Consider the following 21,710-nt stretch of genomic DNA (forward strand, 5'->3'; position numbering starts at 1 on the left):
TAATGATTATGTTTAACATTTTAGCCTAACAGATATAAAAAGACACCCGCCCCTTTCGGGAGCGGGCGTCTTAACGACCGGATGAAAACAGCGGAGACTTATTTGCTGATTTTGGCGTGCATTTCCTGCACCGAAATTACCTGCTCAGTCGGGTCAGATGACAGCGCCATCGCGGTAGCAAAACCACCGTTCAGCGTGGTGTCGTAATGCACTTTGTATTGCAGTGCGCTGCGACGGATAAGCTTAGAGTCTTCAATCGCCTGACGGCCAGCCGTGGTGTTCACGATATAGACATATTCGCCGTTCTTGATACGGTCCTGAATATGCGGGCGGCCTTCATGCACCTTGTTGACCAGACGTGGATTAATCCCGGCCTCGCCCAGCACTACCGCCGTGCCGTGGGTTGCATCCAGCTCGAAACCGCGTTTCAGCAGTTTCGCGGCTAAATCCACCACGCGACCTTTGTCACCCTCGCGGACTGACAACAGGGCGCGACCGGCTTTCTTCATACCGGAATTACTGCCCAGCTGCGCTTTAGCAAAGGCTTCTGCGAAGGTACGGCCGACGCCCATGACTTCACCGGTAGAACGCATTTCCGGCCCCAGAATCGGGTCAACGCCAGGGAATTTGTTGAACGGCAGTACCACTTCTTTCACGGAGTAGTAAGGCGGGATCACTTCTTCGGTAATGCCCTGCTGTGCCAGAGTCTGACCCGCCATCACGCGAGCCGCCACTTTCGCCAGCGGTACACCGGTCGCTTTGGAGACGAACGGTACGGTACGGGCTGCACGCGGGTTAACTTCAATCAGATAGACTTCGTTGTTCTTCACGGCGAACTGGACGTTCATCAGACCGCGAACACTCAGCTCGAAAGCCAGTTTCTCGACCTGCTGACGCATCACATCCTGAATTTCCTGGCTCAGCGTGTAACAAGGCAATGAACATGCGGAGTCACCGGAGTGAACACCCGCCTGTTCGATGTGCTCCATGATGCCGCCAATCAGTACGCGCTCGCCGTCGCAGATAGCATCAACGTCAACTTCTACGGCGTCGTCAAGGAAGCGATCCAGCAGAACCGGAGCATCGTTCGAGACGCTGACCGCGTTCTGGAAGTAACGGCGCAGGTCGATTTCGTCGTAGACGATTTCCATCGCGCGGCCGCCCAGCACATACGAAGGACGCACCACCAGCGGATAACCGATACCCGCCGCTTTTTCGACTGCCTGTTCGATAGTCGCAACGGTGGCGTTCGCCGGTTGTTTCAGACCCAGACGGTGAACCGCCTGCTGGAAACGTTCGCGGTCTTCGGCACGGTCAATCGCGTCCGGGCTGGTACCAATAATTGGCACGCCAGCGGCTTCCAGTTCACGCGCAAGTTTCAGCGGAGTCTGGCCGCCATACTGAACAATCACCCCTTTCGGCTGTTCGATACGCACGATTTCCAGCACGTCTTCCAGTGTGACGGATTCGAAATACAGACGATCGGAAGTGTCGTAGTCAGTAGACACCGTTTCCGGGTTACAGTTAACCATGATGGTTTCGTAACCGTCTTCGCGCAGCGCCAGTGAGGCGTGAACGCAGCAATAGTCGAACTCGATACCCTGACCGATACGGTTTGGACCACCGCCCAGCACCATGATTTTCGGCTTGTCGTTGGTCGGGTTAGATTCGCATTCTTCTTCATACGTCGAATACATGTAGGCGGTATCGGTAGAGAATTCCGCCGCACAGGTATCCACACGTTTGTAGACCGGATGCAGGTTGTATTTGTGACGCAGTTTGCGCACTTCGCTTTCTGAAACGCCGACCAGTTTCGCCAGACGCAGATCCGCAAAGCCTTTGCGCTTAAGCATGCGCAGGTAATCGTGGGTCAGGATGTTGAAGCCACCTTCGGCCACTTCATTTTCCAGTTTCACCAGCTCTTCAATCTGCACCAGGAACCAGCGATCCACGTTGGTCAGGTTGAAGATACCGTCAACGGACATGCCAGCGCGGAAAGCATCAGCGATGTACCAGATACGCTCGGCACCGGCTTCTTTCAGCTCGCGACGAATTTTAGTCAGCGCTTCCGGGTCATCCAGACTCACTTTCGGGTCAAAACCACTCGCGCCCACTTCCAGACCGCGAAGGGCTTTTTGCAGAGATTCCTGCTGAGTGCGGCCAATCGCCATCACTTCGCCGACAGATTTCATCTGCGTGGTCAGACGGTCGTTGGCACCGGCAAATTTCTCGAAGTTGAAGCGAGGAATCTTGGTCACAACGTAGTCGATGGAAGGTTCGAACGAGGCCGGGGTTTTACCGCCGGTGATGTCGTTCATCAGCTCATCGAGGGTGTAACCCACCGCCAGTTTCGCGGCCACTTTGGCAATCGGGAAACCGGTCGCTTTAGACGCCAGCGCGGAAGAACGTGATACGCGCGGGTTCATTTCGATAACGATCAGACGGCCATTTTTCGGGTTTACCGAGAACTGGACGTTAGAGCCACCGGTTTCTACGCCGATTTCACGCAGTACCGCCATCGAGGCGTTACGCATGATTTGGTATTCTTTGTCGGTCAGGGTTTGCGCGGGTGCTACGGTGATGGAGTCACCGGTATGGATGCCCATCGCATCGAAGTTTTCGATGGAGCAGACGATGATGCAGTTGTCGTTTTTATCACGCACCACTTCCATCTCGTACTCTTTCCAGCCAATCAGCGACTCATCAATCAGCAGCTCTTTGGTTGGAGAAAGATCCAGACCGCGTTCGCAAATCTCTTCAAACTCTTCACGGTTGTACGCGATACCGCCACCGGTGCCGCCCATGGTGAAGGAAGGACGAATGATGCACGGGAAGCCAACATCAGCGGCAACCGCCAGCGCTTCTTCCATGGTGTGTGCGATACCGGAACGTGCGGTGTCGAGGCCGATTTTTTTCATCGCCACGTCGAAACGGCGACGGTCTTCCGCTTTATCAATCGCATCGGCGGTCGCACCAATCATGGTCACGCCGAATTCTTCCAGCACGCCCTGACGTTCCAGTTCCAGCGCACAGTTCAGTGCGGTCTGGCCGCCCATGGTTGGCAGCACGGCATCCGGACGTTCTTTCTCGATAATCTTGCGCACCACTTCCCAGTGAATTGGCTCGATGTAAGTCGCATCGGCCATTTCCGGGTCAGTCATGATGGTCGCAGGGTTGGAGTTCACCAGAATGACGCGGTAACCCTCTTCACGCAGCGCCTTACACGCCTGCGCACCCGAGTAGTCAAATTCACAAGCCTGGCCGATAACAATCGGGCCGGCGCCCAGGATCAGGATGCTTTTTATGTCTGTACGTTTTGGCATTTTTTCTTGCTCCTGATTTATTTGCCTGTAAGAGTGGCGTCGTTTTTATTGGTAGCGCGAAAAGCTTCGATCAGTTCGATGAAGTGGTCGAACAGCGGTGCCGCATCGTGCGGGCCCGGACTGGCTTCAGGGTGTCCCTGGAAGCTGAACGCCGCTTTATCAGTGCGATGAATTCCCTGCACCGTGTGGTCGAACAGTGATTTGTGGGTCACGCGCAGGTTGGCAGGCAGACCGGTTTCATCAACCGCAAAACCGTGGTTCTGCGCGGTGATCATCACGATATCTTTATCGATATCTTTTACCGGGTGGTTACCGCCGTGGTGGCCGAGCTTCATTTTTACGGTCTTCGCGCCGCTGGCCAGTGCCAGTAACTGGTGGCCGAGACAGATGCCGAATACCGGAATGTCAGTTTCCAGGAAGGATTTGATCGCCGCGATCGCGTAATCACATGGCTCCGGGTCACCCGGGCCGTTGGACAGGAAAATACCGTCCGGATTCATCTTCAGCACTTCTTCTGCAGGCGTTTGCGCAGGAACCACTGTCAGGCGGCAACCGCGATCCACCAGCATGCGCAGGATATTACGCTTCGCGCCGTAGTCGTAAGCCACCACGTGGAATGGCAGTTCTTCAGATTTCTTCGCTTCCGGCAGTTCGCCTTCCAGCGTCCAGCTGCCTTGCTGCCAGCTGTAGGATTCTGTCGTCGTCACTTCTTTCGCCAGATCCATCCCTTTCAGCCCCGGGAATGCTTTGGCTTTTTGCAGCGCCAGTTCAGCATCCGGTGAATCGCCCGCAATGATGCAGCCGTTCTGTGCGCCTTTTTCACGTAACAGGCGGGTCAGTTTGCGGGTATCAATATCGGCGATGGCAACGATGTTGTTGCGCTTGAGATAATCAGAGAGGTTTTCTTCACTGCGGTAATTGCTGGCAATCAGAGGTAAATCGCGAATGACCAGGCCTTGAGCGTGTACTGCGGAGGATTCTGCATCAGCGGCGTTAGTGCCGACATTACCGATATGGGGATAAGTGAGAGTGACAATCTGGCGGGAATAGGAAGGATCAGTGAGGATTTCTTGATAACCGGTCATCGACGTATTGAAGACCACTTCCCCCACTGCCGACCCTTCTGCCCCGATGGCCCGACCGTGGAATTGGGTTCCGTCTTCCAGAACCAATAGCGCTGACTTTATCAAAGCATCCTCCAAGAATAATAAATCACAATATCTGCATATTAATTCAGATAACCCGATCTAAATCAATGCAAAAATCGCTCCCAAAGGCAATTTTTGGCAAATTGCGCGCATTCTAATGATGGCAGTACGGTTTGTCTACCAAAAGCACCAATATTTCTCTTCTTTTCGTACAACTCAGAGAAAAGGCTCTCTGACTGGCATAAAAATAGTGACTAAGTCGTCATAGTAACCGTTTGCGGGAGAGGATGTGTGGAAAATGACGAGCAAAGGGGAATTGTTACAGAGCCGGAGAGTGGTCGCGTTCAAAAAACATGCAATACATCAGATAAAACCAGTGAAAACACTATAAAAATGATAACACACAGATAAAAACAAGCGAAACACTTATTTTTTAATAAAAAGAGAAGGGCAATCAAGGAACTGCCCTTTTATCAAAACATTATGACCAAAACAACCACATCACATCTAAATCATCTTTTACAAATCGTCTAAACCAAGCACGTCGCGCATGTCATAAAGACCGGTTTTATGTGAGGAAAGCCACTTACCCGCACGAACAGCGCCATTTGCGAATGTCATGCGGCTGGAAGCCTTGTGCGTTATCTCAACGCGCTCACCGATATCTGCAAACATCGCGGTGTGTTCACCGACGATATCGCCTGCACGAATTGTGGCAAAACCAATACTCTTTGGATCACGTTCACCGGTATAACCTTCACGGGCATACACCGCGCACTCTTTGAGATCACGGCATAATGCACCGGCAATCGCTTCACCCATCGCCAGTGCTGTACCTGATGGTGCATCAACTTTATGACGGTGGTGCGCTTCCACGATTTCAATATCCGTGTAATCGCCCATGACTTTGGCCGCCTTTTCCAGCAGCTTGAGGACAACATTCACGCCAACGCTGAAGTTGGCGGCAAAAACGACCGGAATGATCTCCGAAGCCTGCTTAATTGCGGCCTTACCGGCATCATCAAAGCCCGTGGTCCCGATAATCATGCCTTTATGGTGCTTCTGGCAAAATTCCAGATGCGCCAGCGTGCCTTCCGGACGGGTGAAGTCGATCAAAATATCGAAGTCATTCGTCACAGCATCCAGATTGTCATGCACTTTAATGCCCATAGTACCGACACCGGCCAGTTCACCCGCATCGGCACCCACTAAGGAAGAGCCCGAACGTTCCAGCGCTGCGCCCAACACCACACCATCGGCATCGGATACGGCCTGAATCAGCTGCCGGCCCATGCGGCCACCTGCGCCAACAATGGCCATGCGAATATCAGCGTTACTCATAATTACTCTCTTCTTATAGGGGTTCTGCCGTGAAACAGAATCAGGTTATCGGCCCCGCCATGAGGGAGCCAGCGAAATTGCCTCATAATTAGAAAATTATGATACAGGCCGGTTAATATCAGTAAAAGCCATCTGGTTTCAGGTTACTAAACGTAGGGTTTTGTGTTAACCCGCTGACAGAACTGGAACTTGACGGGCGAAACTCACCAAAAAGCCCCTGAAAACGCCATTCGCATAATCATGCAATAACCTGCATAAACTCTGCCATTCCAACACCTCAGTCACCTTATCACTCACTTTAGTGATTTTACCACCGTCCTTCAAAGCACCGTCTGACAATATGTTATTCAGGAATAAAGCGAACATGTCGGCGATATCTGCGCACTTTTGTTCCTGCTGCCGTAATGACAAATAATGCATCAAACGCAGCATTTCTTAGATCTGAAACATTAAATTTTTATTATATCTACACAAATAATATTGATAAAACCAATGATTGTGGTAATAAATAGCAACCTAATTTTAACTGCGGAAATTTGATTTAAACGCAGTCAAAATGAGTAGCCTGGCATCATAAGGCGCGTCTTCACCCTCACCAGACAGTCATCAGTGAGGGGAAAAATAAAAATACAGGGCCAATATTGTTGCTGATTTTTCTAATCAGCATGTTGGCACAGGGACTCAAGATGAAATTCAAACTAAACAAAGTCGCCCAGGCGACTACTGCTGGCCTGTTCTTTGGCTTAGCCTCTTTCGCTTCACACGCAGAAATCACCCTGATTAAACAAGACCCGCAGCCGAACGATCCGCTGAGCCGTCTGCAATTCCAGGTTGGCGGGAGTATTCGTCCGCAGTTCCAGTTCCAGAATGGCGTGAAAAACTACAAAACTAACGGTTTTGATGGCGGTACACGTTTCCGTTTCTCCACTGATTATTATCTGTTTGATGATATCAGCTGGATTAACTACTACGAACTGGGTGTCAATATCCCGGCCCTGACGGGCTGGGACAATCACCACGCAGATGGCGCGCATAACACCAGCCGCCGTATGCTTTATACCGGTCTGAAAAGCAAAACCTACGGGCAGCTGACTTTCGGTCAGCAAAACAGCGTTTACTACGATGTGGTCGGTGCGAAAACCGATATCTGGGATTACGACATGCTCGCCCAGGCACCGGGTAATGGTGTGAACGGCGATTACGACGGTTCTTACCGTTCCCGTAAGATGCTGAAATACAAAAACACCTTCGGCGACGCCGATGTGTATGCCTCTTACCTGTTCGAAGACAACGAGTTGCTGACCGGCAAAAATGGCCTGCGTTACAAACGTAACGGCGGCGGTTCCGTCGGTGTGGATTACCACATCACCAAAGATCTGACCTGGGGTACGGCGTACAACTACACCGATGCAGAAATGAGAAACCCTGGCGATAACACCTCTAAAGACTACAACCAGAGCATTGTCGGTACCGCACTGAGCTGGAAACCGGGCAACTGGACGGCGTCCTTCGGCGGCGGTTACTACCATGACTTCCTGACCACTGGCGTGAAAACTGAAGACAACTTCTTCGCGGGCGACGCTTACGGGCTGGAATACTTCCTGGGTTATGCTTTCCCAATCAATCAGCTGGCAGTTAAAACCATTCAGCCATACTTCATGGGTGACCGTCTGACCTATGTGACTGGCCGTAATTACCAGCGTATTGATAACGGGCTGGGCGTGTCCTTCCAGCTTGATTACGGCTTCCGTGTTGATTACGAGCACGTGTTCACGTCCTCTACCGATAACCTCGGTGATATGAACCTGATCCGTCTTCGTTACGACTTCTAAGCCTTAACGATTGAACTCTGAGGGCCGGCTTTACGTCTTATTGACGGGCTGGCCCTTTCTTTTTACATCATTTCACCTATCCCGCAGAAGCAAAGCCAGACTAGACTCATAGAGACAATTGTCGCTATATCCACTTTGTAACCTGCAGGAGAGCTTTGCGATGTCAGCATTATTCCGGTCCGACATAACTGCCATTGGCGACTATCGAGCCGAATTGGGTGAAACTCCCGTCTGGTGCCAGCGCACACAATCTTTGCTTTGGGTCGATATTCTGGCTCAGCGCGTTCTGCGCTACTGGCCTGATACCGGGCAAACTGAAATCCATGAGCTTCCCGCCGTCACCAGCGCCGTGTTGCTGACCGAAAAGAGAAATCAATTTTTGCTGGTTTCCGTCGACGGTATCTACCTCTACGATTACGAGCAAAAATCCCGTCAGAAGCTTTGTGATTATCCCGGTGCCGAAGGCACGCGGCCGAACGAAGCCGCTGTCGCCCCCGACGGTTCGCTGTGGTTTGGTACGCTCGATATTAAGGAAGAGAAGGACAACGGCGAATGGTTCCGCTATGAAGCAGGGGCAGAAAAACCTGAAATGATGCTCGATGGCGTCGGTTGTACCAACACGCTGGTCTGGCATGAAGGTAAAGTCTGGTTCGCTGACAGCAAGAAAAAACGCTTCTTTTCCGCCAACGCCCGCCGGATCAATCCACTGAAAATATCCTGCTTCTCTTCAGGCGATAAAATCCCGGATGGTTCAGCACTGACACAAAATGGCTGGCTGATCACCGCATGCTGGGGATCGAAATGCCTGCTGCGTCAGCAGATTAATCAGGGTGAATTACTGAAGCTGGATACGCAACCGGTGCCGGTGACACAACCGAGTTGCTGCACGTTTGGTGGTCCGGATATGACTGAGCTGTTTATCACCTCAGCCCGTAAAAACCTCGATGCGCCACATGCACTGGAAGGTGCGTTACTGCATGTAGAAACCACCGCGGTGGGTGCGCCACAGAATTTGTTTAAACTCGAAAAGCCTTAATTCCCTCCGGATTTCAGCGATAAAAAAACCGGCCACAGTGAGCCGGTTTTTCATTTTAAAGCCTGATGTCAGTCGATCTGTTTTACATCTACGCGCAGCTCTTTCGGCACTTCGAACACGATATTTTCTTCGCGTCCTTCGATGTTAATCACATCAAGGCCACCAAAGGTTTTCAGCTTGCTGATCACGTCCTGCACCAGAATATCCGGTGCAGATGCGCCTGCCGTTACGCCAATGCTTTTCGCATCTTTCAGCCAGCCTTCCTGAATATCAGCTGCCGAGTCGATGAGATAAGAAGGCACACCGACACGCTGGGCGAGTTCCGCCAGACGGTTGGAGTTCGACGAATTTTTCGACCCCACCACCAGCACAACATCTGCGCCATCCGCCAGCGTACGCACGGCTTCCTGACGGTTAGTGGTGGCGTAACAGATATCATCTTTGCGCGGCCCGACAATGTTCGGGAAACGATCGCGCAACGCATCAATGATCGCTGAAGTATCGTCAACCGACAGCGTGGTTTGCGTCATAAAGCACAGGTTGTTTTCATCTTTCACCTGCAATTTATACACATCTTCCGGTGCTTCAACCAGATACATGCCCCCGTTCGGGTTGCTGTACTGGCCCATCGTGCCTTCCACTTCCGGGTGACCGGCATGACCAATCAAAATGGCTTCAGTGCCTTTACGACTGGCGCGCGCCACTTCCATATGGACTTTGGTCACCAGCGGACAGGTCGCATCAAACAACATCGTCAGGTCACGGGCTTTCGCTTCTGCGCGCACAGCCTGAGAAACACCGTGGGCGGAGAAGATCAGAATTGAGCCATCCGGCACTTCGCTGATTTGCTCAATAAAAACCGCCCCGCGCTGACGCAGGCTGTCGACCACATAGCGGTTGTGTACCACTTCGTGACGCACATAAATAGGCGCGCCGTAAATTTCCAGCGCACGTTCAACAATACTGATTGCGCGGTCAACGCCCGCGCAAAACCCTCTCGGGTTAGCCAGCAATATCTGCATGTTTCCCCTCAAGCTCCGGGTCAATTTCCAGCACTTCAATATCGAAATCGATATGTTGCCCTGCCAGCGGATGGTTGAAATCTACAGTGATGGAATCTTCGGTCACTTCACGGACAACGCCAGGCATTTCACTGCCATCGCGGCCACTGAACAACATGATGGTGCCGACATCCGGCACCCCTGTTTCCTGAAAATCACGACGGGAGAAGAACTGAACCAGATCCGGGCTTTTAGTCCCGAATGCCGATTCAGGGGCTAACGTGAATGCACGTTTATCCCCCACGTTCAGCCCTAACAGCTGATTTTCCAGCGCGTCAGACAAGCTGCTGTCGCCAAGGCGAAACAGCGCAGGTTTCCCATTAGCGCGGGTCGATTCTGCCGTCGAGCCGTCTTCCAGCTTCAACGTAAAATGCACCAGCACGGCGCTGTCGTGTTTCACCTGTTGAGACATAATTCTTATCCTTTGCTCTTCGTGGCTTCATTCGGTTTAGCCAGAAAACCTTCCAGCACCACCATTGCCGCACCGACGCAGATAAAACTGTCGGCCAGATTGAAGGTCGCGAAATGCCAGCTACCGACATAAAAATCGATAAAGTCGACCACGAAACCGTGGTACAGGCGGTCAAACAAGTTACCGAGTGCGCCACCGATAATCATAGCGAAGGCAATGTTATTCAGCTTCTGCTTCGCGCTGCCGCGATACATCAGCACGACCAGCGCCACGACGATAACCAGTGCGATTAACGCGAAGAACCAACGCTGCCAGCCGCCTTTATCTGCCAGGAAACTGAACGCAGCGCCATGGTTCTGGGCGTAGAACAGATTTAAATACGGGATCAATGGCATGGATTCGCCGAGCTGGAAGTTTCCCATAATGAGAAACTTACTGCCCAGATCCACGATAATGACCACGACCGCCAGCCAGAGCCAGCGGAGTCCGGTGGAACAAATCGATTTACTCATTATGCAAACTTACGCTCTTCGCCGTCGCCAGCGATGTTAGTGACACAACGGCCGCAGATATCGCTATGTTCCGCGTTCTGGCCGACGTCAGTAGTGTAATGCCAGCAGCGCGGACATTTGTCGCCTTCCGCTTTCGCCAGACCGATTTTCAGGCCTTTGAGCAATTCACTTGGCACAGCGGCATCGTCTGCTTCAGACAGCGCGGCAACTTTCGCACCTGAAGTCAGCAGCACGAAGCGCAGTTCGTTGCCCAGAGAACGCAGGTCGGCTGCCAGCGCATCATCAGCAAACAGCGTGACCGCCGCTTCCAGAGAACCGCCCAGACGTTTATCTGCACGCGCCTGTTCAATCACTTTATTCACTTCGCCACGGACTTTCAGCAGTTCATCCCAGAACGCATCGTTCATGGATTCGTTGCCCGCCAGACCGAACAAACCGTCATACCATTCTTCGGTAAAGACGAATTTCTCACGGCTGCCCGGCAGCTCAGCCCAAATTTCATCTGCGGTGAACGACATGATTGGCGCCATCCAGCGGACCAGTGCTTCGCTGATATAGTAAAGCGCGGTCTGGCAGCTGCGACGTGCAACGCTGTCGCTTTTCGCGGTGTACTGGCGATCTTTAATGATGTCCAGATAGAAGGAACCCATTTCGATCGAGCAGAACTGCATCAGGCGCTGAACCACACCGTGGAAATCATAGGCTTCATACGCGGCAATGATTTCTTCCTGAGCGGCTTTCGCACGGCCAACAGCCCAGCGATCCAGAACAACCATGTCTTCCGGAGCCACGCTGTGCAGCGCCGGATCGAAACCGTTAAGGTTCGCCAGCAGGAAGCGCGCGGTGTTACGGATACGGCGGTAAGAATCCGCAGCACGTTTGAGGATTTCGTCGGACACGGCAATTTCGCCGGTGTAATCCGTTGATGCCACCCACAGACGCAGGATGTCGCCACCCAGCTTGTTCATCACGTCTTGCGGCGCGATGGTGTTGCCGATGGATTTAGACATTTTGCGGCCCTGACCATCCACGGTGAAACCGTGCGTCAGAACTTGTTTGTAAGGCGCTTTGCCTTTCATGGCAGTCGAAATCATCAGGGAAGACATGAACCAGCCACGATGCTGGTCAGAACCTTCCAGATACAGATCCGGCGAATGACCGTTAAATTCAGGGCGCACATCCACAACGGAAGAATGTGTTGAACCGGAGTCAAACCACACGTCCAGCGTATCCGGCACTTTGACGTAATCGGCAGCGTCGGCACCCAGAATCTCTTCCGGATTCAGATCCCACCACGCCTGAATGCCATCCACTTCAACACGTTTAGCGACTTCTTCCATCAGCTCAATGCTGCGCGGATGCAGTTGCTCGGTGTCTTTGTGAACGAACAGAGACATCGGCACGCCCCACGTGCGCTGACGGGAGATACACCAGTCAGGACGGTTAGCGACCATGTTTTCGATACGCGCCTGACCCCAGTCCGGGATCCACTGCACGCCTTTGATCTCTTCCAGAGACTGCTGACGCAGACCTTTCTGATCCATGCTGATGAACCATTGTGGCGTAGCACGGAAGATGATCGGCGTTTTGTGACGCCAGCAGCACGGGTAGCTGTGCGTGATTTTCTCAACGTGCAGCAATGCGCCTTTTTCGCGCAGCAGTTCAACGATCAGGTCGTTGGCTTTAAAGACGAATTTACCGTCCAGCGTCGGGTAAGTGCCTGGCAGGTAGCAGCCGTTCGGCCCTACCGGGTTCGCCACTTCCAGACCGTATTTCTGGCCGATGACAAAGTCATCCGGACCGTGGCCTGGTGCGGTATGCACGGCACCGGTACCGGCATCGAGCGTTACGTGGTCGCCCATGATCGCCGGAACGTCGAAACCGAGGAACGGGTGTTTGAAGCGCAGCAACTCGAGATCCGCACCTTTACACTCGCCCAGGATGGTCCATTCTGCGATACCGGCGCGTTTCATGACGCTTTCAACCAGATCTGTTGCCAGGATCAGGCACTGGCCTTCAACCTGAACCAGCTGATAAGAAAACTCAGGGTTCAGTGAAATCGCACGGTTAGCAGGCATAGTCCACGGCGTGGTGGTCCAGATAACCAGCGAGATTGGGCCGTTAAAAGCAGATACGCCAAACTTCGCAGCCACGGCGGCAGCATCAGTCGCGTTGAACGCCACATCAATAGATGGAGACGCTTTGTCGTAATACTCAACTTCTGCTTCTGCCAGGGATGAACCGCAATCTGTACACCAGTGAACCGGCTTAGCCCCTTTGTGCAGGTGGCCGTTACCGATGATTTTACCCAGCGCACGAATAATGTTGGCTTCAGTTTTGAAATCCATGGTCAGGTACGGGTGATCCCAGTCGCCCAATACGCCCAGACGGATGAAGTCTTTCTTCTGGCCTTCAACCTGCTCTGCTGCGTATTTACGGCACGCTTCACGGAATTCTGCCGCAGTGACTTTCTCGCCCGGCTTGCCGATCAGTTGCTCGACTTTCAGCTCGATTGGCAGACCATGACAGTCCCAGCCCGGAACATACGGCGCATCAAAGCCCGCCAGTCCTTTGGACTTAACGATCATGTCTTTAAGAATTTTGTTTACTGAGTGACCAATATGAATGCTGCCGTTCGCATACGGAGGGCCGTCATGCAAAATAAAGGTTTTCTTGCCTTTCTTGGCAGCACGAATAATCCCGTACAGATCCTGGTCATACCAATTTTTCAGCATGTCAGGTTCACGCTTGGCCAGATCGCCACGCATCGGGAACCCTGTTTCCGGCAAATTCAGGGTGTTCTTGTAGTCACTCATAGATTCTCGGTTCCGTTTTCGGCTGGATTCCAGGCTTTGTTACACGCCTGTCAGTACATGTTTAGCGCAGTGTCTTTAACCCAAAGAATTCCCGGGCCGTCACTTCATCGTTCGCAATCTGTTGCTTTAAAGCATCAAGCGAGGAGAAACGCTGTTCGTTGCGCAATTTCGCGCGGAGCACCACGTCAATGTGGCGCCCGTATAAATCTAATGTGGTGTCGAGAAGGTGCACTTCCAACTGCTTGCGCACACCACCGACTGTTGGACGTATTCCGATGTTCGCCACGCCCGGCAAAGGTTCAGGCCCGAGGCCTAAGACTTCAACGGCATACACGCCGCGTACCGGTGAAACGACTCGCTTGAGCGGGACGTTGGCGGTCGGGAAACCAATGGTACGTCCCAGCTTATCGCCGTGAACAACACGCCCTGAAATACTGAACGGATGGCCGAGTAAGTTTTCGGCCAGGGCTAAATCGTCATCCCGCAGCGCATTACGGATAGCCGTACTGCTGATGCGGTTCTCCCCTTCACGGAAAGTTTGCGTGCTGATCACTTCAAAGCCGTATTCTTCCCCGGCTTTCTGCAATAGCTCAAAATCTCCCAGACGACTGGCACCAAAACGGAAATCATCCCCGACAGTCAGGAATTTAACGCCCAGCTTTTCGACCAGCAGTTGCGAGATAAAGGCCTGCGCCATGTGGGCAGCGAACCGGGGTTCGAAACGCACACATAAAAGATAATCAACGCCGCACTCTGCCAGATACTTGGCTTTGTCGCGCAAACTGGTCAGTCGTGCAGGTGCTTTATCACCGGCAAACAGCTCCAGAGGCTGTGGCTCAAAAATCATTACCATCACCGGTAACCCCAGACGTTGACCTTCCAGCTTCAGCTGTTCAATCAGGGCCTGGTGGCCACGGTGTACACCATCAAAATTGCCAATAGTCAGCACACATCCATGATGACGTGCTCGAATATTGTGTATTCCGCGAATTAGCTCCATAGCTGGCTCAAATCCAATGCTGACTCATAAAGATGGAAATCGGCGGATTATACCTTGTACAGCCTCCAAGGTTAACCAGCGATTAGCAGGATCTCACCATTCTCTCTTGCATACGGCAGATATTGCGGTTCAAATGGCGGCGTGGCGATGAAAATCTTTCGTTGCATACAGGGAATGCGTGACTTTTCGCATAAACAAAGCGTTAATGGCCGTAGTGGGCAGTTTGTACACTCTCCTGTCGATTTTTCTCGCGAAAGACTGTATTCCGATGCCGGAAGCTGTTAAAATCCTGCGCCATCACAACGTAACAAGCGACGATCGAAGTTTACTCTTTAAAACGCCGCTTATTTGCACAAATCCGTTGACAAAAGAAGACCGAAAAGGCATATTCCTCGGCCTTTGAATTGTTCATCAATAGAAAAATATTTGGGAGTTGGCCTTGGCTAATATCAAATCAGCTAAGAAACGCGCCGTACAGTCAGAAAAACGCCGTAAGCACAACGCGAGCCGTCGTTCTATGATGCGTACCTTTATCAAGAAGGTATACGCGGCTATTGCAGCAGGCGACAAAGCTGCTGCACAAAACGCATTTAACGAAATGCAACCAATCGTGGACCGTCAGTCTTGCAAAGGCCTGATCCACAAAAACAAAGCAGCGCGTCATAAGTCAAATCTGACTGCGCAAATCAACGCAATGCAATAATCGCATTACGCTGAAATGCTTGATAAAAAAACCGGCTCAGGCCGGTTTTTTTATATCTTAAATTTGAGTCACAGCGAAAAGCTACTCAAACAGCGCCGTGAAATCGGTGTGACAAATCCGCTGTACTGAAGGATGCTGGATCATACGCTCCGCAAAAATCACGTAGTACTCTTCCATGATCCCCTCCAGCCGCCCGACCTCTTCAATTTTTTCATCCTGAAATTCTGTCGACGAATAGATAGCCGGTGCGACAAAAATCGCATTATTGTTCATTCCGAAAGCTTTCATCAGCGCCGCATCATCAAACTCCCCCAGAATATTGACGTTAAGCCCCTTCGTGTTAAACCAGTTAAGCAGCTTGCGTCCCAGCATGGATCGCCGACCGGGGATCAGCAAAGGCCGCTGCTCGAGACAGGCTGGAAAACTCATTTCCGACATCGGCTGGCAGCAAAAGAAGCTGATCGGGCTTTCACCCAGTTTCACGGAGAACAATCCTTCCTGCTGCGTGGAGTCCACCGGGCAATCTGACAAAATCATATCCAGCTTGTGCAGACTCAGCTGCTCAAGCAGCATTTCATGTGTTGATTCAAAGCAACGCAGATGAATTTTCGCATTGTCCGGTACGGCCGCTTCCAGCACCCGGCTGACCAGGCGTTTGGATAGCGCATCCGCCACGCCCACATCAAACAGCAGGCTCGACTCTTTGCGATAATTCACGATATCCAGCATTTCCTGACTGAGTGTGAACATTTTGTCCGCATAGCGATACACCAGTTGCCCCAGCTCAGAAGGTACCAGACCGCGCCCCTGACGTTTGAACAGCTTGCCACCCAGTCTCTCTTCCAGCGATTTAATCTGGCCGGTGATGGTCTGCGGCGTCAGATACAGTGCCTCTGCGGCTCCCACGACAGAACCTGATTTACACACGTGCCAGAAATAATACAAATGGTTGTAGTTAATATGAGGCATGGTTTCATCCTTTCTGAAGTATGAAGTCAGCATCATGCTGCGCGGTTTCCCGCACAGCACAGGGTTTAATGATGCGCTTTTTTCGGCAAAGCGCGGCTCAGCATCAGAAAACCTATAACAGCTGAAGCCACTGATCCCATCAGAATGCCCATTTTTGCGTAAGTCAGCAGCGCCGGATCAAGTGAAGCAAATGCCAGTGAGCCGATAAAAATGGACATGGTGAAACCAATCCCGCACAGCACTGACACCGCTGCAATCTGGCTAAACGTAATGCCGGATGGCAGACGGGTGATACCCAGCTTCAGCGCCAGCCCGCCGAAAAGAATGATGCCTGACGGTTTACCCAGCAACAGTCCCGCCATGATACCCATCGGTAACATTGAAAACGCACCGGCAGCCGTCACACCATGCAACGAGATACCGGCATTGGCGAAAGCAAAAACAGGCAGAATGAACCAGGCAACGTAAGGATGAATTCCATGCTCAAGACGGCGCGCTGGTGAGGTTTTATTCTCTTTGGTTCGGAGCGGGATAAGGAATCCAAGGATCACACCCGCCAGCGTCGCGTGAATACCTGATTTTAGTACGCACACCCAGAACACGGCGCCAATGAGCAGATAAGGCGTTAGCTTGGTTACACCACGCCAGTTCAGCCAGGCCAGAACCGCGATACACGCCGCAGATAACCCAAGCGCAATCATTGAGACATCATGGCTGTAGAACAACGCGATGATAACGATCGCACCCAAATCATCAATGATGGCCAGTGCCAGCAGAAACACTTTCAGGCCAGTTGGCACGCGGGACCCCAGCAGTGCCATCACACCCAGCGCAAAGGCAATGTCCGTGGCTGCCGGGATAGCCCACCCCTGACGAGCAATGTCGTCCCCGCCGTTAAACAGTAAGTAGATCAGAGCCGGAACGATCATCCCACCCAGCGCGGCAATCGCCGGGAACAGCGCCTGTTCGCGATTTGCCAGCGCGCCTTCACACAACTCACGCTTCACTTCCAGGCCAATCATCAGGAAGAATACGGCCATCAGCCCGTCGTTAATCCACAGCAAAAGCGGTTTGTCGATCAGCAATTCAGAAAAACGCAGCGTAACCGGAATATCCAGAAATGCCTGATACACCCCCTGCAATGGGGTATTCGCCATAATAAGCGCCACGATAGCGGCAAGGATCAGTACGATACCGCCTGCGGCCTCTAAGCGTAAAAACTGACGAATGATATTCGACATTCTGACTCTCCTGTAAAAAAGGCGTGGCGATAAAAGGATTGCCACAATGGAATGGGCGAATTGTACGCACAGAATCACTTCGTAAAAAGTCGATTATTTCTAGAGTATAACTCGGCTTTTACGAATGGTATGGCTTTGCATTTTCTTTATAAAACCCATAAAAAAATCCCCGGAGCGTGAACGCTGCCGGGGATTTTATGTGGCTTTCTCTGCCGCTGAAGTCAGCGAGAGATTAACGGGTCAGATCGTCAAAGAACTTTTTCACGCCATCCAGGAAGCTTTTAGAACGCGGGCTGTTTTTTTCACCCGATACGCCACCAAAGCTTTCTTCCAGATCACGCAGCAATTGCTTCTGCTTCTCGCTCAGGCTGACCGGCGTTTCAACGACCACGCGGCACATCAGGTCGCCCTGAGCACCACCACGGACAGATTTCACACCGCGTCCGCGCATACGGAACATTTTGCCCGTTTGCGTTTCGGCAGGGATCTTCAGACTCACGCGGCCATCCAGCGTTGGCACTTCAATTTCGCCACCCAGTGCAGCCATGGCAAAGTTGATTGGCACTTCGCAGTACAGGTTATTACCTTCACGCTCAAAGATTTTGTGCGCTTTAACCTGAACCTGAACGTACAGATCGCCTGACGGAGCACCGTGCTCGCCCGCTTCGCCTTCACCTTCCAGACGAATACGGTCGCCGGTATCGACACCCGCAGGAATTTTCACTGACAGCGTTTTAGAGCGCTCTACGCGACCATGACCGTGACATTTGTTGCACGGATCTTTAATCACTTTACCGCGACCCTGACAGGTAGGACACGCCTGCTGGACAGTGAAGAAGCCCTGACGCATCTGAACCTGGCCTGCACCATGACAGGTCGGACAGGTGGCCGGAGAGCTGCCCGCTTTCGCGCCGCTGCCGTGGCAGACGTCACATTCATCCAGTGTCGGGATGCGGATTTCTTTGGTGACACCACGAACGGCCTCTTCCAGAGTCAGATCCATGTTGTAACGCAGATCAGAACCCCGGCTGGCACGCTGACGGCGACCGCCGCCAAAGATGTCGCCAAAGACGTCACCAAAGATGTCGCTGAAATCTGCACCGCCACCGCCGTAACCACCGCCACCGCCCATGCCACCTTGTTCAAAGGCTGCATGACCGTACTGGTCGTAGGCCGCACGTTTTTGCGCATCGGTCAGGATTTCATAAGCTTCTTTAATTTCTTTAAACTTACTTTCGGACTCTTTATCGCCCTGATTGCGGTCAGGGTGATGTTTCATTGCCAGGCGCTTATAAGCCTTTTTGATTTCACGCTCATCCGCTGTTTTGGATACGCCTAAAATCTCGTAATAATCTTGCTTCGCCATGCTTTAACCTACCCTCAACATGCGTGCACGGGCGTAGAGTTTCCTCGACGCCCGTGCTGGTTATCAGTAAAACTTCTTACTGTGCCCGCTTAAGGGCGATTATTTTTTGTCTTTAACTTCTTCGAATTCAGCGTCAACAACGTCGTCATCTTTCTGCGCGCTGTTATCGCCGCCTTCAGCCTGGCCTTGCTGCTGAGCCATTTCCATCAGTTTGCCGGAAACCTGTACCAGCGCCTGGATTTTCGCTTCGATATCAGCCTTGTCTTCACCTTTAGCCGAAACTTCCAGTGCTTTCAGGGCTTCTTCTACTGCGGTTTTGTCTTCAGCTGGCAGTTTATCGCCGGCGTCTTCCAGTTGCTTACGGGTACCGTGGATCAGGTGATCCGCCTGGTTGCGGGTCTGAACCAGTTCTTCAAACTTACGGTCAGATTCAGCATTGGCTTCAGCATCGTTGACCATTTTCTGGATTTCTTCTTCGCTCAGACCAGAAGATGCCTTGATGGTGATCTTCTGCTCACGGTTGGTAATCTTGTCTTTCGCAGACACATGCAGAATACCATCGGCGTCAAGGTCGAAGGTCACTTCGATCTGTGCCTGACCGCGAGGCGCTGCCTGAATACCATCCAGGTTGAATTGACCCAGAGATTTGTTATCACTTGCACGCTTACGTTCACCCTGCAACACATGGATGGTTACTGCAGACTGGTTGTCTTCCGCAGTAGAGAACACCTGGCTGTGTTTAGTCGGGATGGTGGTGTTTTTAGTGATAAGCGGAGTCATCACGCTGCCCATGGTTTCGATACCCAGAGACAACGGAGTCACGTCCAGCAGCAGAACGTCTTTCACGTCACCTGCCAACACACCACCCTGAACTGCTGCACCGATTGCCACAGCTTCGTCCGGGTTCACGTCTTTACGTGGTTCTTTACCAAAGAATTCAGCAACTTTCTTCTGAACCATTGGCATACGGGTCTGACCACCCACCAGGATAACGTCCTGAATGTCAGAAACTGACAGACCTGCGTCTTTCAGAGCCACTTTCAGTGGTTCGATAGAACGGTTAACCAGGTCTTCTACCAAAGATTCCAGTTTTGCACGGGTCACTTTGATGTTCATGTGTTTTGGACCTGACGCATCAGCAGTGATGTACGGCAGGTTCACGTCAGTTTGCTGAGCTGAAGACAGTTCGATCTTCGCTTTTTCAGCAGCTTCTTTCAGACGTTGCATCGCCAGTGGATCGTTACGCAGATCCATGCCTTGCTCTTTCTTAAATTCTTCAACGAGGTAGTTGATCATGCGGCTGTCGAAGTCTTCACCACCGAGGTGTGTGTCACCGTTGGTTGCCAGAACTTCGAAAGTTTTTTCGCCGTCAACTTCGTCGATTTCGATAATAGAGATATCGAAAGTACCACCACCGAGGTCGTATACCGCGATAGTGCGGTTACCGATTTCACGATCCAGGCCATAAGCCAGTGCCGCTGCGGTTGGTTCGTTGATGATACGTTTAACTTCCAGACCTGCGATACGGCCGGCGTCTTTAGTTGCCTGACGCTGAGCATCGTTGAAGTAAGCAGGTACGGTGATAACCGCTTCAGTCACTGGTTCGCCCAGATAATCTTCAGCAGTTTTCTTCATTTTCTTTAACACTTCTGCAGAGATCTGCGGAGGTGCAATTTTCTGACCTTTAACGTCGATCCAGGCGTCGCCATTGTCAGCGCCTACGATCTGGTAAGGCATAATGCCTTTGTCGCGTTGAACTTCTTCGTCCTGGAAGCGACGGCCAATCAGGCGCTTGATCGCAAACAAGGTGTTCTGCGGGTTAGTCACAGCCTGACGTTTAGCCGGAGAACCTACCAGAGTCTCGCCATCTGCCGCATAAGCGATGATGGAAGGAGTGGTGCGGTCGCCTTCAGCATTCTCCAGTACACGAGCAGTCGTGCCATCCATGATAGCTACACAAGAGTTGGTGGTGCCCAGGTCGATCCCAATAATTTTACCCATCTAAAACGTCTCCACTTAAATTCATATTCGTTCAGGTTGCTACTGTATATGTGGCCGATCTTTACGATTTCAACAGCCCCATTTAACGGATTTCCCGACGGTAACAACTGCGGTTGGGAATAAGATGGGGCCATGCTGCTCAGCATCAAGGGGCAAAGTGAAAAAAAATCTTCAATTGCTGTTACGCCAGATCAATGTTTGCTGACGCAACCCTCCTTATGATGCCGCGCGCTTCCAAAGATATGTGGCTTTTTTACCCATTTCCAAGCGTTCTTCCCCCGATTATCAATTAATAATAATTCCGATACAGAGGATCTATGCACAGTAAACCCTTAGCAAATCCAGGCCCGCTCGGGCTGATGGGATTTGGTATGACCACTATCTTATTGAATTTACACAATGCAGGCTTTTTCCCTCTCACCGCAGTGATTGTGAGCATGGGTATTTTTTATGGCGGGCTGATTCAGATCCTCGCCGGGATGATGGAATTTAAAAAAGGGAACACGTTCGGCACGACCGCGTTCACTTCATATGGTGCCTTCTGGCTGAGCCTGGTTGGCATCCTGATGCTGCCACGCATGGGCCTGGCTGACGCCAGCAGCGAAAGTTTCCTGGGCGCATATCTCGGTGTGTGGGGTGTTTTCACTTTATTCATGTTCTTTGGCACCCTGAAAGCGAACCGTGGCATTCAGGTTGTTTTCGGCAGCCTGACAATTTTGTTCGCCCTGCTGTGCTACGGAAATATGACCGGCAACACCGCAGTTCTGCATTTTGCGGGCTTTGAAGGTATTTTCTGCGGTGCCAGCGCGATTTATTTGGCGATGGCTGAAGTACTGAATGAACAGTATGGCCGTACGGTTCTGCCTGTCGGCGAGCCGAAAAAACAGGCTGCGCACGTTGATGCTGTTGTTGCATAACAGTCATGCCTGAGATGATAAAGCCCTGCATT

At 51.9% G+C, this 21,710-nt stretch carries 16 protein-coding genes; 4 read left to right on the top strand and 12 right to left on the bottom strand.

What is annotated here, in order from left to right:
* Nucleotides 1-98: 98 nt before the first annotated feature.
* From carB to dapB, 3 genes are all read right to left on the bottom strand, one after another.
* Nucleotides 99-3,323, bottom strand: a complete 3,225-nt coding sequence (gene carB, locus ACJY2G_RS21580) for a carbamoyl-phosphate synthase large subunit (protein WP_120161949.1) — start codon at nt 3,321-3,323, stop codon at nt 99-101.
* A gap of 17 nt (nt 3,324-3,340) precedes the next feature.
* Nucleotides 3,341-4,513, bottom strand: coding sequence for a glutamine-hydrolyzing carbamoyl-phosphate synthase small subunit (carA, locus tag ACJY2G_RS21585; protein WP_113876320.1), 1,173 nt, complete (start codon nt 4,511-4,513; stop codon nt 3,341-3,343).
* A 477-nt stretch (nt 4,514-4,990) separates the two neighbouring features.
* Nucleotides 4,991-5,812, bottom strand: a complete 822-nt coding sequence (dapB, locus tag ACJY2G_RS21590; RefSeq protein WP_430320808.1) for a 4-hydroxy-tetrahydrodipicolinate reductase — start codon at nt 5,810-5,812, stop codon at nt 4,991-4,993.
* 686 nt (nt 5,813-6,498) lie between these two features.
* On the opposite strand from dapB, the gene ACJY2G_RS21595 reads away from it, so the two are divergent.
* Both ACJY2G_RS21595 and ACJY2G_RS21600 read left to right on the top strand, forming a co-directional pair.
* Nucleotides 6,499-7,644 (top strand): porin, encoded by a 1,146-nt coding sequence (locus ACJY2G_RS21595; protein WP_439292110.1) that lies wholly within the window; start codon nt 6,499-6,501, stop codon nt 7,642-7,644.
* A 160-nt stretch (nt 7,645-7,804) separates the two neighbouring features.
* A complete protein-coding gene (locus ACJY2G_RS21600) occupies nt 7,805-8,680 on the top strand; it encodes an SMP-30/gluconolactonase/LRE family protein (protein ID WP_430320809.1) in 876 nt (291 codons plus the stop codon).
* A gap of 68 nt (nt 8,681-8,748) precedes the next feature.
* Here the strand turns inward: ACJY2G_RS21600 and ispH are convergent, their stop codons facing one another.
* The 5 genes from ispH to ribF form a co-directional block, all read right to left on the bottom strand.
* Nucleotides 8,749-9,702, bottom strand: a complete 954-nt coding sequence (gene ispH, locus ACJY2G_RS21605; RefSeq protein WP_120161954.1) for a 4-hydroxy-3-methylbut-2-enyl diphosphate reductase — start codon at nt 9,700-9,702, stop codon at nt 8,749-8,751.
* Entirely contained in the window at nt 9,683-10,153 is a 471-nt protein-coding gene (gene fkpB / locus ACJY2G_RS21610; RefSeq protein ID WP_112286994.1) for an FKBP-type peptidyl-prolyl cis-trans isomerase, read from the bottom strand. The genes ispH and fkpB overlap by 20 nt, the downstream gene beginning before the upstream one ends.
* A gap of 5 nt (nt 10,154-10,158) precedes the next feature.
* Nucleotides 10,159-10,665, bottom strand: coding sequence for a signal peptidase II (gene lspA / locus ACJY2G_RS21615; protein ID WP_112286995.1), 507 nt, complete (start codon nt 10,663-10,665; stop codon nt 10,159-10,161).
* Nucleotides 10,665-13,481, bottom strand: coding sequence for an isoleucine--tRNA ligase (gene ileS, locus ACJY2G_RS21620; protein ID WP_439292112.1), 2,817 nt, complete (start codon nt 13,479-13,481; stop codon nt 10,665-10,667). The genes lspA and ileS overlap by 1 nt, the downstream gene beginning before the upstream one ends.
* A gap of 61 nt (nt 13,482-13,542) precedes the next feature.
* The gene (ribF, locus tag ACJY2G_RS21625; RefSeq protein WP_013577063.1) at nt 13,543-14,481 is read right to left on the bottom strand and encodes a bifunctional riboflavin kinase/FAD synthetase; all 939 of its coding nucleotides are present in this window, start codon (nt 14,479-14,481) and stop codon (nt 13,543-13,545) included.
* 439 nt (nt 14,482-14,920) lie between these two features.
* On the opposite strand from ribF, the gene rpsT reads away from it, so the two are divergent.
* Nucleotides 14,921-15,184 carry a 30S ribosomal protein S20 gene (gene rpsT, locus ACJY2G_RS21630; RefSeq protein WP_013577064.1) on the top strand — a complete coding sequence of 88 codons (264 nt, stop codon included), beginning with the start codon at nt 14,921-14,923 and terminating at the stop codon, nt 15,182-15,184.
* An 81-nt stretch (nt 15,185-15,265) separates the two neighbouring features.
* Here the strand turns inward: rpsT and nhaR are convergent, their stop codons facing one another.
* The 4 genes from nhaR to dnaK all read right to left on the bottom strand — a co-directional run bounded on the left by nhaR (nt 15,266) and on the right by dnaK (nt 20,761).
* On the bottom strand, nt 15,266-16,153 hold the full coding sequence (gene nhaR / locus ACJY2G_RS21635; protein WP_120161956.1) for a transcriptional activator NhaR: 888 nt from the start codon (nt 16,151-16,153) through the stop codon (nt 15,266-15,268).
* 65 nt (nt 16,154-16,218) lie between these two features.
* Entirely contained in the window at nt 16,219-17,394 is a 1,176-nt protein-coding gene (gene nhaA / locus ACJY2G_RS21640; RefSeq protein ID WP_430320810.1) for a Na+/H+ antiporter NhaA, read from the bottom strand.
* A gap of 232 nt (nt 17,395-17,626) precedes the next feature.
* Nucleotides 17,627-18,760 carry a molecular chaperone DnaJ gene (dnaJ, locus tag ACJY2G_RS21645; protein WP_112287000.1) on the bottom strand — a complete coding sequence of 378 codons (1,134 nt, stop codon included), beginning with the start codon at nt 18,758-18,760 and terminating at the stop codon, nt 17,627-17,629.
* 99 nt (nt 18,761-18,859) lie between these two features.
* Nucleotides 18,860-20,761, bottom strand: coding sequence for a molecular chaperone DnaK (gene dnaK, locus ACJY2G_RS21650; RefSeq protein WP_112287001.1), 1,902 nt, complete (start codon nt 20,759-20,761; stop codon nt 18,860-18,862).
* Nucleotides 20,762-21,078: 317 nt separating this feature from the next.
* On the opposite strand from dnaK, the gene satP reads away from it, so the two are divergent.
* Nucleotides 21,079-21,678 carry an acetate uptake transporter gene (satP, locus tag ACJY2G_RS21655; RefSeq protein ID WP_112287002.1) on the top strand — a complete coding sequence of 200 codons (600 nt, stop codon included), beginning with the start codon at nt 21,079-21,081 and terminating at the stop codon, nt 21,676-21,678.
* The last annotated feature ends 32 nt before the right edge of the window (nt 21,679-21,710 follow it).

The organism is Rahnella sp. ATs2 (assembly GCF_051851855.1).
Taxonomy (GTDB): domain Bacteria; phylum Pseudomonadota; class Gammaproteobacteria; order Enterobacterales; family Enterobacteriaceae; genus Rahnella; species Rahnella variigena.